The sequence below is a fragment of the Streptomyces litchfieldiae genome, from assembly GCF_031845365.1.
Classification (GTDB): domain Bacteria; phylum Actinomycetota; class Actinomycetes; order Streptomycetales; family Streptomycetaceae; genus Streptomyces; species Streptomyces litchfieldiae.
Genome location: NZ_JAVREL010000013.1, coordinates 226,676 through 241,549, shown reverse-complemented (window position 1 = coordinate 241,549; position 14,874 = coordinate 226,676). Strand labels below are relative to the sequence as shown.

The 14,874-nt window shown below is 69.0% G+C and carries 10 protein-coding genes, 1 tRNA gene and 2 pseudogenes; 8 read left to right on the top strand and 5 right to left on the bottom strand.

The features are described 5' to 3' along the window. Both RM590_RS22405 and RM590_RS36255 read right to left on the bottom strand, forming a co-directional pair. Positions 1 to 1,366, bottom strand: a 1,366-nt coding sequence (locus RM590_RS22405; RefSeq protein WP_449657247.1) for an IS256 family transposase, incomplete at its 3' end; no start/stop codon positions are given. An 80-nt stretch (positions 1,367 to 1,446) separates the two neighbouring features. Continuing rightward, the gene (locus tag RM590_RS36255; RefSeq protein WP_449657249.1) at positions 1,447 to 1,677 is read right to left on the bottom strand and encodes a hypothetical protein; all 231 of its coding nucleotides are present in this window, start codon (positions 1,675 to 1,677) and stop codon (positions 1,447 to 1,449) included. Positions 1,678 to 1,695: 18 nt separating this feature from the next. On the opposite strand from RM590_RS36255, the gene RM590_RS36250 reads away from it, so the two are divergent. Then, positions 1,696 to 1,830, top strand: a complete 135-nt coding sequence (locus RM590_RS36250; RefSeq protein WP_449657248.1) for a hypothetical protein — start codon at positions 1,696 to 1,698, stop codon at positions 1,828 to 1,830. A gap of 58 nt (positions 1,831 to 1,888) precedes the next feature. On the opposite strand, the pseudogene RM590_RS36245 reads toward RM590_RS36250, so the two are convergent. Further along, positions 1,889 to 2,686: pseudogene (locus RM590_RS36245) on the bottom strand (IS701 family transposase); the annotation flags it as partial. Between the two features lie 2,062 nt (positions 2,687 to 4,748). Between RM590_RS36245 and RM590_RS22395 the strand changes: the two are divergent. Together RM590_RS22395 and RM590_RS22390 are read left to right on the top strand one after the other, a co-directional pair. Next, positions 4,749 to 4,828, top strand: a tRNA-Leu gene (locus tag RM590_RS22395). A 228-nt stretch (positions 4,829 to 5,056) separates the two neighbouring features. Next, a pseudogene (locus tag RM590_RS22390) lies at positions 5,057 to 5,296 on the top strand (SpoIIE family protein phosphatase); the annotation flags it as partial. Between the two features lie 41 nt (positions 5,297 to 5,337). Here the strand turns inward: RM590_RS22390 and RM590_RS22385 are convergent. Continuing rightward, positions 5,338 to 6,831, bottom strand: a complete 1,494-nt coding sequence (locus RM590_RS22385) for a S41 family peptidase (protein ID WP_311706450.1) — start codon at positions 6,829 to 6,831, stop codon at positions 5,338 to 5,340. Further along, positions 6,828 to 8,339, bottom strand: coding sequence for a D-alanyl-D-alanine carboxypeptidase/D-alanyl-D-alanine endopeptidase (gene dacB / locus RM590_RS22380; protein WP_311706449.1), 1,512 nt, complete (start codon positions 8,337 to 8,339; stop codon positions 6,828 to 6,830). Before dacB ends, RM590_RS22385 begins: the two co-directional genes overlap by 4 nt. 289 nt (positions 8,340 to 8,628) lie before the next feature. Here dacB and RM590_RS22375 point away from each other — a divergent pair, with 289 nt between their 5' ends. The 5 genes from RM590_RS22375 (at position 8,629) to gyrB (ending at position 14,762) form a co-directional block, all read left to right on the top strand. Next, a complete protein-coding gene (locus RM590_RS22375; RefSeq protein WP_311706464.1) occupies positions 8,629 to 9,288 on the top strand; it encodes a response regulator transcription factor in 660 nt (219 codons plus the stop codon). A gap of 5 nt (positions 9,289 to 9,293) precedes the next feature. Further along, the gene (locus tag RM590_RS22370) at positions 9,294 to 10,532 is read left to right on the top strand and encodes a sensor histidine kinase (RefSeq protein WP_311706448.1); all 1,239 of its coding nucleotides are present in this window, start codon (positions 9,294 to 9,296) and stop codon (positions 10,530 to 10,532) included. Then, positions 10,529 to 10,687, top strand: a complete 159-nt coding sequence (locus RM590_RS22365; protein ID WP_311706466.1) for a hypothetical protein — start codon at positions 10,529 to 10,531, stop codon at positions 10,685 to 10,687. The genes RM590_RS22370 and RM590_RS22365 overlap by 4 nt, the downstream gene beginning before the upstream one ends. A gap of 403 nt (positions 10,688 to 11,090) precedes the next feature. Continuing rightward, positions 11,091 to 12,299: a sensor histidine kinase gene (locus RM590_RS22360; protein ID WP_311706447.1), complete on the top strand. Its 1,209-nt coding sequence runs from the start codon at positions 11,091 to 11,093 to the stop codon at positions 12,297 to 12,299. Positions 12,300 to 12,716: 417 nt separating this feature from the next. Beyond that, positions 12,717 to 14,762, top strand: a complete 2,046-nt coding sequence (gene gyrB, locus RM590_RS22355) for a DNA topoisomerase (ATP-hydrolyzing) subunit B (protein WP_311706446.1) — start codon at positions 12,717 to 12,719, stop codon at positions 14,760 to 14,762. Positions 14,763 to 14,874: the final 112 nt, after the last annotated feature.

Sequence of the window (14,874 nt, the reverse complement as noted above, 5' to 3'; positions counted from 1 at the left end):
CACGTCTGACGGCAGAGTCCGTGGAGAGCCCGGTGCGTCGAGAGGCGCACGCCGGGTTCGGCGAGCGGCCCGGAGAAACGGACCGGTGGGAACACCGGCACCGCGCTCCGGGCCGACTCAACCAGCGTTGGGTCCAGCGCTTGCGGCCGGTGCCGGTGGGGTCGAGGGACATGACGGCCATGTAGACGCACTTCAGGGCGGCTTGCTCGTTGGGGAAGTGGCCGCGGGCCTTGACCGCTCGGCGGATACGGGCGTTCACGCTCTCGATGGCGTTGGTGGTGCAGACGATGCGGCGGATCTCGGCGTCGAACCGCAGGAACGGGGTGAACTCCTCCCACGCGTTCTCCCACAACCGCACGACGGCTGGATATTTGCCGCCCCAGGTGTCGGCGAACTCGGTGAACCGCTCGAGTGCGGCGTCCTCGGTGGGGGCGGTGTAGACGGGCTTGAGTGCTTTGGCCATCTTCTCCCAGTCCTGTCGGGCCGCGTAGCGGAAGGAGGCCCGCAGGAGGTGGACCACGCAGGTCTGCACGATGGTGGCCGGCCAGACCGTGCCCACGGCGTCGGGCAGGCCCTTGAGCCCGTCACAGACGAGCATCAGTACGTCGTTGACGCCGCGGTTCTTCAGCTCGGTGAGGATCGCCAGCCAGTGCTTGGCGCCCTCACCACCATCGCCGGCCCACAGCCCGAGGATGTCCCGGGTGCCCTCGCTCGTGACGGCCAGCGCCACGTAGATCGGACGGTTCGCCACGGCGCCGTCGCGGATCTTCACGTGGATGGCGTCGATGAAGACCACCGGGTAGACCGGGTCGAGAGGACGGTTTTGCCACTCGGTCATGCCGTCCATGACCTTGTCGGTGATCGTGGAGATCGTCTGACGGGACACCTCGGCGCCGTAGACCTCGGCCAGGTGGGCCTGGACCTCTCCGGTCGTCAGGCCCTTCGCGGCCAGGGAGATGACGATCTCGTCCACCCCGGTCAGGCGCTTCTGCCGCTTCTTGACGATCCTCGGCTCGAAGGAGCCCTCCCGGTCGCGGGGCACGGATATCTCCACCGGGCCGACATCGGTCAGCACGGTCTTGGAGCGGGTGCCGTTGCGGCTGTTCTCGCCGTTCCTGCCGGCCGCGTCGTGCTTGTCGTAGCCGAGGTGATCGGTCATCTCGCCCTCAAGCGCGGACTCCAGCAGCCGCTTGGTCAGCTGCTGGAGCAGCCCACCCTCACCGGTCAGCTTCAGGCCCTCGGCCTGGGCACGATCGACGAGCTGGTCGATCAACCGCTGTTCCACCGCCACCGACGGCTGCCGCTCAGCCGCCTCGATGGGACCGGTAGCGGACGTGTTCTCACTGGTCACAGGTGCATCTTCCATGATCGGGATACACCGTTCGTTTTACAGTCCCGCCTGGTCAGCAGCAAGCCCTGTAGTACTCCAGCCGTAGATCGTGATCTTCATGGCTGTGTGGCTGCCTGCCGTCGGTAGTGTGAGTTGCGGGCGCGGGCTTGGTGTCGGCGTCGCCACTGCGACCAGCGGAGTCGGTGCCGGAGGGCGTGAACCGGGCTGATCAGCGCGGTGAACAGGTGCTGGATCTCGTTGGCGGTCAAGGGGATCAGGTCGTCGGGTGTGGGATGGTCGTGGCGTTCGGTGGCTGCGGTGACGGCGAGGAAGGCGTGGGCGAGCATGGCGAGGGTGACCCAGCGGTGCCAGGAGGTCCAGCGGCGGACCTGGTGCTCGTCGAGGCCCGTCAGGCCCTTGCCGGCCTGGAAGGTCTCCTCGACCGTCCAGCGTCGTCCGGCGACGCGTACCAGCTCGGACAGCGGGACCGGGTGCGGTGAGAAGCAGCGGTAGAAGGCGAGTTCGCCGGTTCGCCGGTTGCGGCGGACCAGCAGCCACCGGTGCCCGGGCCGTCCGGCTGGGCCGATGATGTCGACCTGGGCCCAGTGGTAGTACCGCTCGCCCTTGGCGCCCGCTCCGGCCGACAGCCGCTGCCAGGCCCGCTTCGGGATGCGCGCGGTCAGTGCCTTCGCCTGGAACTTTCCGGCGCGTGATGATGTGGTGGGTGCTGGAGATGGCCAGCACGTAGCCGATGGGGCGGGTTTCCAGCGCGGCCCGCAGGTGCGGGTTGTCGCCGTAGACCTCGTCGCCTGCGATCCAGCGGGCGGGCGTGCCCGCGTCCAGCGCCCGGAGGATCATTCGGGTGGCCAGTTGGGGCTTGGTCGCGAAGGTGAGGTCGTCGGGGATGCCTGCGGCCTGGCACCGGTCGGGGTCGTCGGTCCACGAGCGCGGCACGTACAGGGCCCGGTCGATCGCGGCATGGCCACGTGCGGCGGAGTAGACGAGGTAGACGGCGACCTGGGAGTTCTCGATCCGCCCGGCGGTGCCGGTGTACTGGCGTTGGACGCCGACCGTCGCGGTGCCCTTCTTCAGGTCGCCGGTCTCATCAACCACGAGTACCGCCGCGTCGTCGGCGAGGTGCTCGACCACGTAGGCGCGCACGTCGTCGCGGACCGCGTCGGCGTCCCACTTCGCGCGGTGGAGCAGGTGCTGCATGCCGTCCGGGCTGGCGTCGCCCGCGTGTTCGGCCAGGGTCCAGCAGTTCTTTCTTGGCAGGTCCGCGAGCAGGCCCAGCACCAACGCCGTTGCGCGGCGGCGGGGTTCAACCCGCGCGAACCGGCCGGCGACGCGGCCCATCAACTGATCGAACATCGCCCGCCACCGGGCAGGCACTACGCTGTGACCCGCGGCCACCGCCTGATCTTCGTTTGTCGACACAACTCACGATGATCAACGGTGGCCGCAACCGTCTCCGCACCGGCCCCGACCAGCAAGATCACGATCTACGGCTGGAGTAGTAGTAGACTCGTAACGCAACGGCTCCGCCTGTAAGTCGTGTTCTGTGGAAGGAAAACGATCTTACTCGGTCGGGGTCGTTGTCTTACGTTGACCCGATTACGCCGCCTGAATAACGCTCGCTGAATGTGCCGGATGGGAAATTCCGGGTAATTTTTCCTGATCGCGGTGGAGGGCGAATCGACTCACCAGTACCGCAAGCGAGTTCAAATGAACACCGGCTCACAATCGAACGATCTTGCTGATGAACCTGGTGTTTACGAGCTGCGGATGAACGCCTTCATGCGCTTACCGCTGCTCTGGAAGCCGACATGGTCTCGTGAAGGGTGAGGCTGATCGTCCGACCAGCATTTGTTCCATGTGTAGGAGCACCATGCCTGCGGCGCTTCCGGAGGGAGCTCAGTTATGGGTGATCTCTCTGCGGCGCACCGAACGTTTTGCCGGAATGCCTGATTAGCGTGGGCACGGCGGTGGCTCGTTGGTGTCACAGTTAAGGTCGGCACGTTGATGTTGCCAGGATGCGTTCTGGTTACTCTCGACCCAGGCCAGGTGGTCTGGTGATGTCGCTGCGATCGTGATGTGGCTAAATTCGGACTTTCCGATAGGGTGGGCGAGGGCGAGCCAACTCTGGCCCACCAGGATTTGGGATCCAGGAGCTGGCCATCTCCATGTCGGAAATTCTTGGAGGTGGCAGTCGTCTCTGCTCATTATCGTCTGCACATCGCCTTGGTTGGTCACCATCTTGTTTGGGGCTCCCAAAATGGCTTCCAAGAGGGTTGCGTGAACCAAGAAATCTGCCAGAGTCTCGCCGACGGGCATCCAGGGGCGCCGTTCATCGGAGGGCTCTCGTTCATAAACTGGATTCTCTTGATGGGATGTGTCGAAACCCCATACCCAGGTCCCCTGATTTTCGACCCAAAATGGGATCTTTCCATCCTCTTCTCTTAGGTCCTGCAGTGGGATTGGGTAATTGTGCGAAGCGAGAACCCCGTTCCATTGGGCGTAGAATTTGTGCCACCGGAGGAGTTCCTTTGGTGCCCCATGCTCCTCGCTCAACTCAATTTCGGGCGACGCGGCGTCGCCATACCATTCGCTCAGGAATCTGGGGAGGCTCTCTCTGTCCACCGGTGCGAAAATGTTCATGCGGCCATTATGCTGCATATGGGCGTGTGCTGCGGACCCTCATAGAGCATCAGTTCTGCCGTTGAGATTTGAGCTCGTCACGTGTGGAACTTGACCAGACCGACTGGTCGGCGTCTCGGTGAGGCGGCCGTCGATGGGGTCGCCGCCGTACTGGGCGGCGCGTGGACCGTGTCGGATCAGCCGGATGGGCTCGGGGTGCTGAACCAGCCTTGGGCAGTCAGTGTGGCAGCGGCGCTAAGCGTCTTCGACGAGGTTGAGGTCGGGTGCGACAGGTGGAAAGATGGCCGGCCAGCCTCCGGAGGCGGCCAACTCATGCGTGCTGGCGGGCACATGGTTACCCGAGTGGTTGTCCCAACCCTGGGCCATCGGGCCTTGGGCGGGAAATGCTGGTGGAGATTTCACGTGGGGGATGAGTCGGTACTGGGCATAGGGGACGTCGGGACTGGAGGTCTCATGACCGGTTCGGATCGCTCGGCGTTGTCGCTTCTGTCCCCCGGAGGAGCGGTGCACCCCTGCAGTGACGGGAACACGCAGGTCGGGTCGTTTTCGTTGAGTCGAAGGCCTGACAGGTGAATGCGCCCTACTTCCATTTTGCCTCGTGGGGTTTCGTGTGCTGGCCGGCGCGCTTGGTGATCGTCTGCGGGTCCGCACTGCTGGTGAGCCGGGGCGGCCGAGAGTGTGCTGAGTGACTAACTGAGTGACAACCGCCGTGTGCGGCTGTGGACGTCAGTGGACCCTCGGGGACCGTTCATGCAGGTCGGTGGCTGTGTGTGAGCCGGGGAGGCGGGGCGGATTTGCATGGCATGCAAGAGGTCAGGAGTTCAATTCTCCTTAGCTCCACAGGTCAGGGGCCGCTTCCCGAAAGGGAAGCGGCCCCTTTGTCGTACGTGAGTGACTACCGGTGCGGTTCCGCTGGGAAGATGCGGTCCATGGCGGTGGCGCCGGTCTGGACGACAGGCCGGATCTGCTTTCGATAAATCCTCTCCGTGGTGGATGTGCTGGTGTGGCCGACGAGGGGCGCGATCTTGTCTGGGCGCGATGACGTGACCCGGAGTACGCCAGCGGGCCGAGCCGCTGGAGCCGGGCGACGTGCTGGCGCTCTACACCCATGGGCTGTTTCCGGCCATCCCGCCGACCGCCGACGGCCCGTCGTCGGCGGTCGGCGGGGAGGAACGGCTGACCGCCCTGGGCGAGGGGCTGGGCGCCGCCGACAGCGCCGAGGAGTGCCTGGAGCTCATCGTGGCCTCCTGCGGCGAGACGGGGCGGGAGGACGACGCCTGCGTGCTGGTGGCGCGCGTCACGCCGTGAACCGGCCGGGATGACCAGTCGGCGATGCGGCCTGTCAGGTGTTACCCAGCCTCGGCCAGCAGCGACTCCACCGCCCTGTCCAGCGCGGGGTCCCGCCCGGTGGACAAGTCCTCGGGGACGAGCGGGACGTGGTGGTCGGGGGCCACCCCGATCTCGTTGATCATCTCTCCGAGAGGGCCCAGCACCCGCTGTTTCGGCAGCATGAGCTGGCTGCCGTCGTCGAGTTGGTAGACCCGGCCGCCCCCGGAGACCAGGCCGGAGGTGCGGGTGCCGACCAGAGTGCCGATGTCCAGATCCTGCACGGCGGCGCTGAACATGTCGCAGGCCGACGGGCAGTTGCGATCGGTCAGCACGGCCAGTGGCAGACCGAGCAGTGCGACGTCGTCGTCGGTCCGCAGCGGCTCGCAGTCTCCGTAGTCCTGATCACAGGTGTAGCCGAGGGTCTCGTCATGAACGAAGGCGCTGAGCAGCCGGGCCACCTCGTCGGGCCGTCCGCCGCCGGCTCCGCGCACGTCGATGACGACCCCGTGGAGCTCTGCCCCGGCACCCAGGTCGGTGATCGCTTCGATGGCTCGGTCCGCAGTGCCGGGGACCCGGAAGTCCCGCACCTCCAGGTAGGCGACGCCGCCCGGCAGCAGGCGGGAGGTGACCGGCTGGGTCGTGGCCGGGTCGGGGCGGTACCGATCCGGCCGCAGAGTGACGGCCCAGGTCGTTCCGGTCGCCGGCCGCCGCACGGTGAGCTCCACCGCGTCCTGGCTCGGGTAGGACGGATACAGCAGGTCCATGACTCCTGGGGAGAGCGTGTCGCCGGCGAACGGCGCGGAGCCGTTGACCGAAAGAATCACGTCCCCCGGCCGCAGGCCGGCTGCTGCGGCCGGGCCGCCAAACACCTCCGTGACGAACACGGGCGGCGTCGTCTCATCCGGGGCCGTGGCGGCCAGGTGCTGTGTGGGGGAAGTCGCGAAGCCCAGCCCGAAGACCTCGCCCTCGGCGGCGTTCGGCAGCCGAACGGACCGGCTGAAGGCGGCGTGGTTGTCGTGCAGGCTGGTCACCATGCCGTGGATCGTGGCTTCGCCCAGTGCCTGGCGCAGCGCGGGATCGTCCGGCAGGTGATCGGTCACCCGCTGGTAGACCTCGCTGAACGCGGCGAGGTCTTCGTCCCGGTCTCCGGTGAACGCCGGCAGCGTGGCGGCGGCGAGGTCCTGCCCCTGCCGGTGCAGTTCCCCGGCGAACCCGCTGAACGCCGCGGCCAGCAGCTCGCGGTGGTCCAGCGTCGTACCGTCCGCGTACTCGTCGAGGATGCAGTAGTAGGCCTGCCGCACCGTCCCGACGGTGGTGGGGGTGAGCGGCGGCGGATTCTGGGACGCCGGCACGCACGGCGCCGGCCTGTCGCTGTCCTGCTCGGCCGGCCAGGACCCGGCCCGCACCGGGGTCAGGGCCGATCCCGAGATCGCAATCACCAGGACGGCGGTCACGACCGGGCGCGGCCAGCGTCGCCGCCACGACCGGCGGAACGTGGTCACCTTCCGCCTCATCGCGAACCAGCCTCCTGCCCGCACGAGACGTAGACGGCCGTCACGATCTCTCCCAGCGCGTGCCGGGCCTGCTCCAGCACCTCCGCGGAGGCTCCGGTCAGCTCGACGAACTCGGCGAAGGCGATCAGACGCCGGTCGGGAAGCTCGATGAAACCGGCGAGCGCCTTACTGACCGGTGTTCGGTCGTCCCGGGCCGTGCTTCCGCCGGTCTTGGCGTGGACGTGGCCGGCGGCGGGCGAGTCCGCCTCGATGTCTTCCAGGGCCCCTTCTTCGCCCAGCACGGGCAGTGCCGCGCGGTAGGCGGGGAAGAACTCCCGGGCCGCCATGTGCGCGAGGAACGTGGTGAAGAAGTCCGGGGTGTATCCGGGGTCGTCGCCGACGTCCGGGTCCACGCCGGCCTGCGCGAACAACCGGCTCCGGAACTCCTCGTAGACCTGCCGGGGGTGTTCCCGCTCTCCGCCGGCGATGCTTCCCACCAGGTAGGGAAACGTGACCGTGTGGATGTTGGAGCCGGCCTGGAGCATGACTTTCGCCTGCTCCGACACCGGCGGCGACACATGTTCGGCCACCAGGTCCCGCGGTCGGGTGGGCGGGGCGTCGGACGCGGCATCCCGCTCTCCCGGTTCCACCGAAACGCCCGCTTCGCGCAGCGCCTCGGCGAACACGATCTGCGCGAACCGCACCGGCTCCGGCACGTAGTAGGACAGGAAGGCAGATCGGGGCGGCCCGTCCGCGAGCGGCACCTCACCGGACAGGCGCACTGTGCGTGTGCCGTCCGCGTTCTCCACGTCTTCCGTGAAGGCGAGCGGGGTGGCGGCCTGGGCCCGGGCGGCGACCGTGCGGACCTCGTTGACGAGGGTCAGGTAGCCGGTGTCCGGGGAGGTTCGGACCACCGCCGGCGCACCAGCCGTCGCGCCCGGCGACACCGTGACGTCGATGATGTTGTCGTTGATCATCATCGCCGACACCGGGATCCGCCGGCCGCCCACGCCGATGTCCTCCCGCCCCTCCCGGAAGAGTGAGGCGTCGACCCGGACCCGCCCCGTGACGCGGCGGATGCCGTGCTCCGCCACCTGACGGCTCAACTGCCTGATCACCTCCAGGGGATCGCCGGGCGCGGGCGGCCCCGAGCCGTAGGAGTGATCCGGGATGGGCGCGGCAACGGTGCCGTCGGCCTGGATCCGGCCTCCCAGCACGAGATCACCGCTCGCCACGATCACGAGATCGCCGGCCAGGACCGCACCGGCCACCGGGCCGGTGCGGTAGACCCGGGTCCGGAAACGGTGGTCGGGACCTAGGGAGTCGAACACCGTGCCCTGGGTGAACACCTTGGCCGCGGACGCCGCGATGAAGGGCTGGTCCGGATTCCGCTCGTAGAGGGACTCGCCGGTGTCCACCGCGTGGAACCGCATGCCCCAGCGGGCGTTTGAGAACTCGGGCCGTCCCGTGATCTCGTGGATGCTGGCCTCCAGGCCGGCCGGGGCCACCGCCTGAGCTTGACTGGTCATCGAGGCGGCCGAAAAGCCTGCGGCCAGGGGCGCTGCCGTCAGCAGACGGAGCGCCGACCGCCGGGTGGGCCGGCTGGTGGACGACGAATGGTGGAGCACCGCGTTTCCCCTTTCGGAGCGCGACGTGGTGGGAGGGACGACGCAAGATGTATCCGCTGGCCGGTTGCGCGGCGGTTACGCCTCTCCACCCGGCGGCCGGGAACGGGGACGTGGACCCGACGGGCTGAGGTGTAACCACCGTGAAACCCGGGATGCGGCAGGCTCACGCCGGCCGGTCGGGAAGGACATGATGCGGATACTGGTGGTCGAGGACGACGTCGAGCTGGCCGAGGCGATCGCTGTCGGCCTCCGCCGTGAACAGATGGCCGTCGACGTGGCGTTCGACGGCTCATCAGGGCTGGAGCACGCCTGCGTGCACGACTACGACGTGGTCGTGCTCGACCGCGACCTGCCCGGGCTCCACGGCGACCAGGTATGCGCCACGCTCGCGGCCGGTGGCCACCGCGGCCGCGTCCTGATGCTGACCGCCGCCGCCACGATCGACGACCGGGTGGACGGGCTCGGCCTGGGCGCTGACGACTACCTGCCCAAACCCTTCGCCTTCGCCGAGCTGGTCGCCCGCATCCGGGCACTGATCCGACGTGCGCAGCCCGCCATCCCGCCGGTGCTCAGCCGTGGTGGAGTTGTGCTCGACCCGGCACGGCGGGCGGCTTCACGAGGTGGCCGGCCACTCGACCTCGGGCCCAAGGAGTTCGGGGTGCTGGAGTTGCTGCTCGCCGCCGGCGGCCGCGTGGTGTCCACAGAGGAACTGCTCGAACGCGTCTGGGACCGGATGACCGACCCGTTCACCGGGGCGGTGAAGGTCACCGTCAGCCGCCTGCGCCGGAAGCTGGGCGACCCACCGGTCATCGAGACCGTGGCCCAGGCCGGCTACCGCATCCCCGGCTGAACACCATGCGCCCCCCGCTCCGCCCCACGAGAACACGCCGCTGGATCCGGCTGCCCGACCCGACCGTCCGGCTACGACTCACCCTGCTGTACGGGGCGCTGTTCTTCGTCTTCGGCGCCGTCCTGTTACTCGTCACCATCGTGATCGCACGCGGGTTTCCCCGCGCCTACGTCAACGAGGGGCCGGGCGAGGGGAACCTCGTCCGGCTCTGCGCCGGACTGGACGGCCCGGCGCCCGACACAGAGGCCATCCACCGGTGCGACCAGGCCGCGCGGGCGCTGGTCGACCACCAGCGTGCCCAGACCCTCGACCGTCTGCTGGCCGGCTCGGGTCTCATGCTGATCACCATGACCGCCGCCGCGCTATGCCTCGGCTGGCTGGTGGCCGGGAGGGTGCTGCGTCCCCTCCGCACGATCAACGCCGCGGCCCGCCGGATCTCGGCTCACAGCCTGCACGAGCGGCTGGCACTGCCCGGCCCCAAAGACGAGCTGACGCAGCTGGGCGACACGTTCAACGCCCTGCTGGCCCGGCTGGAGGCGTCCTTCGCCGCCCAGCGCCAGTTCGTGGCAAACGCCTCACATGAACTGCGCACACCTCTGGCGCGACAGCGCACCCTGATCGAAGTCGCCCTGGCCGACCCACAGCCCACCGTCACATCGCTACGCCACGCATGCCGGCGCGTTCTCGTGACCGGCGAGCAGCAGGAGCGGCTCATCGAGGCCCTGCTCACGCTGGCACGCAGCGAGCGCGGACTCGACCGGCGCACCCCCATCGACCTCCAGGCACTGGCCGACGACGCCGTCACCGCGCGCCGGAACGAGGCCGAGCACCAAGGGATACGGCTCCGGGCAGACCTCGCGCCGGCCACCGCGCTGGGCGACGCCCGCCTCCTCGAACGGCTGGCGGCCAACCTCCTCGACAACGCGGTGCGTCACAACACCGCGTGCGGCATGGTCGAGGTGATGACCGGCACCTCAGCCGGGCAAGCGGTGCTGCGCGTGCGTAACTCCGGCCCCCTCATCCCGCCCGAAGACCTCGCCCGGCTGTTTCAGCCCTTCCAGCGGCTCAACCGGGAACGCACCACGGGGCACACCGGCCTCGGCCTCGGCCTGCCCATCGTGACCGCGATCGCGCACACACATGACGCGGTCCTGAACGCCCATCCGATGGCGGCCGGCGGACTCACCGTCGAGATCCGGTTCCCCGACCCCGCACAGCCCCTCGACACACCCGACACGGCGTGATCTGCCCCTGTGAGCCGATCGCCTACGGCCCGCCGCTGTCCGACAACGGCACCACCCGGCTGGGCGCGGCGGCGCTGGTCCGGGCTCGAGCCCCGGGCACGGCACGTGCCGACATCGAAGTGCACAACGGGCAGTCCGGCGGGCGGCCCACATGACCCGAGGACGGGACGTCCAGGCCACCCCGACCACCGCCGGGCCGGCCACCCGACGCCTGGGCAGCGGCTGGCATCCGCCTGCGGACGGCCACCCTCTCGGGCTCGGGACGGACGGCCGACGTGCTCACCCGGGCGGCCGCCCCGCAGGCGCGCTCACACCGGTTGCGCGACGGGGCCGGGGAGCCCGGTCACAACGGATGGAGAGCGACAGCAGGACGCAGAACCAGGAGGGGGCAGCGGTGCAACTCCATAGATGGGCGGCAGCAGCAGCGACCATCACGGCAGGGGCAGGCTTCGCCGCGATTGTGCTTGCATGGCACGCAAGAGGTCAGGAGTTCAATTCTCCTTGGCTCCACAGGCCAGGGGCCTCTCGGCGACGGTTGAAGTCTGACCCTTTGGCGGCGTGTCAATACTGACCCATTTGTGGATTGTCGCGGTCATCGACCGCGACGGCCGCCCGTTCACCGTCGGCAGCACGATGGGCGACACGCGCTGGCGGGTAATCGCCGTGCCCAGGGTCTCCGGATCCGCCCCCGGCAGCGTGGTCGTGTCGATGTCGATGGCCGACGTGGACGGCACGGTGGGCCGCATGTGGCGGATCTACCAGAGCGCCGGCCTCGGCCTGCTCGCGCTCCTCGCCGTGGCCGGCTGGTTCGCGGTCCGGTCCGGGCTGCGCCCCCTGGCCCGCATCGAACAGACCGCCGCCGAGATCGCCGGCGGCGACCTCTCCCGCCGGGTCCCCGAACTGGCCGGCCCGAGTACGGAGATGGGCCGCCTGGCCGCGGCGCTGAACGGCATGCTCGGGCAGTTGGAAATCGCCTTCGCCGCCCGCGCCGAGTCCGAGGTGCGGATGAGCCGGTTCGTCGCCGACGCCAGCCACGAGTTGCGCACCCCGCTCGCCGGCATCAAGGGCCTGACCGACCTCCACCGCATGGGTGTCCTCGCGGGACGCGAGGACACCGACGCCACGATGTCCCGCATCGCCCGCGAGTCCGAACGTCTCACCCGGCTCGTCAACGACATGCTTCTGTTGGCCCGCCTCGACGAGCACGCGCTGAAGGCCGCGGCGCCGGGCTTCCCGTCCGGCCTCGACCTCGCCCCCACCGACCTCCGCACTCTTGCCGCCGACGCCCTCCACGACGTGACAGCCCTCGACCCGACCCGCACTGTCACCCTCAGCGGCCCGACCGGCGACGGCCCGCCCGCCTCGGCGCCGGCCCTCGCCGACGAGGCCCGCCTGCGCCAGGTCGTCACCAATCTGGTCGGAAACGCCGTCACCCACACACCCCCCGGCGCGCCCATCCGCATCGGCGTCGGCACGGTCGGCGACCACGCCGTTCTGGAGGTCACCGACCAGGGCCCCGGCCTCACCCCGGAACAGAGCGGCCGTATCTTCGAACGCTTCTACCGCGCCGACACCTCCCGCACCCGCGCCACCGGCGGCGCCGGCCTCGGCCTGGCCATCGTCCACTCCCTCGTCACCGCGCACGCGGGCGAGGTGAAGGTCGACTCGTCCCCCGGCCAGGGCGCCACCTTCCGGGTCCTCCTGCCTCGGCTCACCGATGGGCACACGTCGGTGAGCCCGCCGGAACCCGAGCCGCTCCAGGGGTGACGCCAAGACGGCGCAGTGCGTGGCCGGGTGCAGCGGCGCGGCGTCCGCCACCGCGACGGGGCCCGTCGCGCCGGTCTCGTTCCACCAACGCTCGAGAAAGCTCCTGTAGCCCGGCGCCCGGAACGCTCAGAAAGCCCTCGTGTGCCTCTCTCCGGGATTTTCCCGCCGATCGAGCAGGGGGGATTGACCGTCAGACTCAACGGCGGCGAGGTGGGCACCTGATGGGCATCTTGCCCCAGATCCACGCGGGGCTTTCGGTATCCTGGGGAGCGTCTCGCCGCCTCCTCGGCGCCGGGATCCGCGGGTTACGAGGGTCTTCTTCGGCCTGCCCGCGCCAGGTTTTCCGTCCAGCGATCCGACCGCTCTCGCGCCGTGGTGCGTGGGAGCCTGGTTTGCCGTGCCCGAAAAGAGAGCTTTGTGACTACTTCCGGCACTCACGCCGCCCCCGAGAGTTCCGGCGCCGAGCAGAACGGCCATGCCGGGTCTGCCGCGTATGACGCCGCCGCGATCACCGTCCTGGACGGGCTGGACGCGGTACGCAAGCGGCCCGGTATGTACATCGGCTCCACGGGTGAGCGGGGTCTGCACCATCTGGTGCAGGAGATCGTGGACAACTCGGTCGACGAGGCGCTGGCCGGAGTGGCCGACCGGATCGATGTGACGATCCTGGCCGATGGCGGCGTGCGCGTGATCGACAACGGGCGCGGCATCCCGGTCGGCATGCATCCGCTGGAGAAGAGGCCGGCCGTCGAGGTGGTGCTGACGGTGCTGCACGCGGGCGGTAAGTTCGGGGGTGGCGGGTACGCCGTGTCCGGCGGTCTGCACGGTGTGGGTCTGTCGGTGGTCAATGCGCTCTCGGCGAGGCTGTCGGCGGAGATCTGGACCGACGGCCACCGGTGGACCCAGGAGTATAAGGACGGGATGCCGACCGCGCCGCTGGCCCGCCACGAGGCCACCTCGAAGACGGGCACGTCTCTGACGTTCTGGGCGGACGGCGGCATTTTCGAGACCACCGAGTACTCCTTCGAGACGCTGGCCCGGCGGTTTCAGGAGATGGCCTTCCTCAACCGGGGGCTGACCCTGACTCTCACCGATGAGCGCGAGTCGGCCCGCGCGACGGCCGCGGCCGACGAAGCGGGTCCGGACACCGCCGGGGAGCAGGCGGCGAAGACGGTCTCCTACCGCTACGACGGCGGCATCAGCGACTTCGTCGCCTACCTCAATACCCGCAAGGGGGAGCCGGTCCACCCCTCCGTCGTCTCCATCGCCGCCCAAGACACCGAGCGGCTGTTGTCGGTGGAGGTCGCGCTGCAGTGGAACAGCCAGTTCGCCGACAGCGTCTACTCCTACGCCAACGCGATCCACACCCACGAGGGCGGCACCCACGAGGAGGGCTTCCGCACGGCGCTGACCACGGTCGTCAACCGGTACGCGCGCGAGAGGAAGCTGCTGCGCGAGAAGGACGGCAACCTCACGGGTGAGGACATCCGCGAGGGGCTGACCGCGATTATCTCGGTCAAGCTGGGTGAGCCGCAGTTCGAGGGCCAGACCAAGACCAAGCTGGGCAACAGCGAGGCCAGGACGTTCGTGCAGAAGGTGGTGCACGAGCACCTGACGGACTGGTTCGACAGCAACCCCAACGAGGCGGCCGACATCGTCCGCAAGGCGACGCAGGCGGCCACCGCCCGGCTGGCGGCCCGCAAGGCACGGGACCTGACCCGCCGCAAGGGCCTGCTCGAATCAGCGGCCCTGCCGGGCAAGCTGTCCGACTGCCAGTCCAGCGATCCGGCGCGGTGCGAGATCTTCATCGTCGAGGGCGACTCCGCCGGCGGCTCGGCCAAGTCCGGCCGCGACCCGCGGTACCAGGCGATCCTGCCCATCCGCGGCAAGATCCTCAACGTCGAGAAGGCCCGTATCGACAAGATCCTGCACAACCAGGAGGTCCAGTCGATGATCTCCGCGTTCGGCACGGGCGTTCACGAGGACTTCGACATCGCGAAGCTCCGGTACCACAAGATCATTCTGATGGCGGACGCCGATGTCGACGGCCAGCACATCAACACCCTGCTGCTGACCTTCCTGTTCCGCTTCATGCGGCCGCTGATCGAGCACGGGCACATCTACCTCTCCCGCCCGCCCCTCTACAAGATCAAGTGGGGCCGGGACCACGTGGAGTACGCCTACTCCGACCGCGAACGCGACGTACTGCTGGAACGGGGCCGGCGGGACGGCCGCCGGGTCAAGGACGACTCCGTCCAGCGGTTCAAGGGCCTGGGCGAAATGAACGCCGAGGAACTGCGCACCACGACCATGGACCAGGACCACCGTGTCCTGGGCCAGGTCACCCTCGACGACGCGGCCGTTGCCGACGCCCTCTTCTCCGTCCTGATGGGCGAGGACGTCGAGGCCCGGCGCACCTTCATCCAGCGCAACGCCAAGGACGTGCGCTTCCTCGACATCTGATCGCGCGGACGGCCCCGACGACACCGCGCAGCACCTGATGGTCCCCGAAGGACTTGAGGCCGTGCGCAAGCGCCCCGGCATGTACATCGGCTCCGGCGACAGCCGCGGCCTG

Coding starts and splice junctions, on each gene's coding strand:
- RM590_RS36255 (WP_449657249.1), bottom strand. CDS start 1,677: ATGCTCGCCCACGCCTTCCTCGCCGTCACCGCAGCCACCGAACGCCAC.
- RM590_RS22385 (WP_311706450.1), bottom strand. CDS start 6,831: ATGAGGCGGAAGGTGACCACGTTCCGCCGGTCGTGGCGGCGACGCTGG.
- dacB (WP_311706449.1), bottom strand. CDS start 8,339: ATGACCAGTCAAGCTCAGGCGGTGGCCCCGGCCGGCCTGGAGGCCAGC.
- RM590_RS22375 (WP_311706464.1), top strand. CDS start 8,629: ATGCGGATACTGGTGGTCGAGGACGACGTCGAGCTGGCCGAGGCGATC.
- RM590_RS22370 (WP_311706448.1), top strand. CDS start 9,294: ATGCGCCCCCCGCTCCGCCCCACGAGAACACGCCGCTGGATCCGGCTG.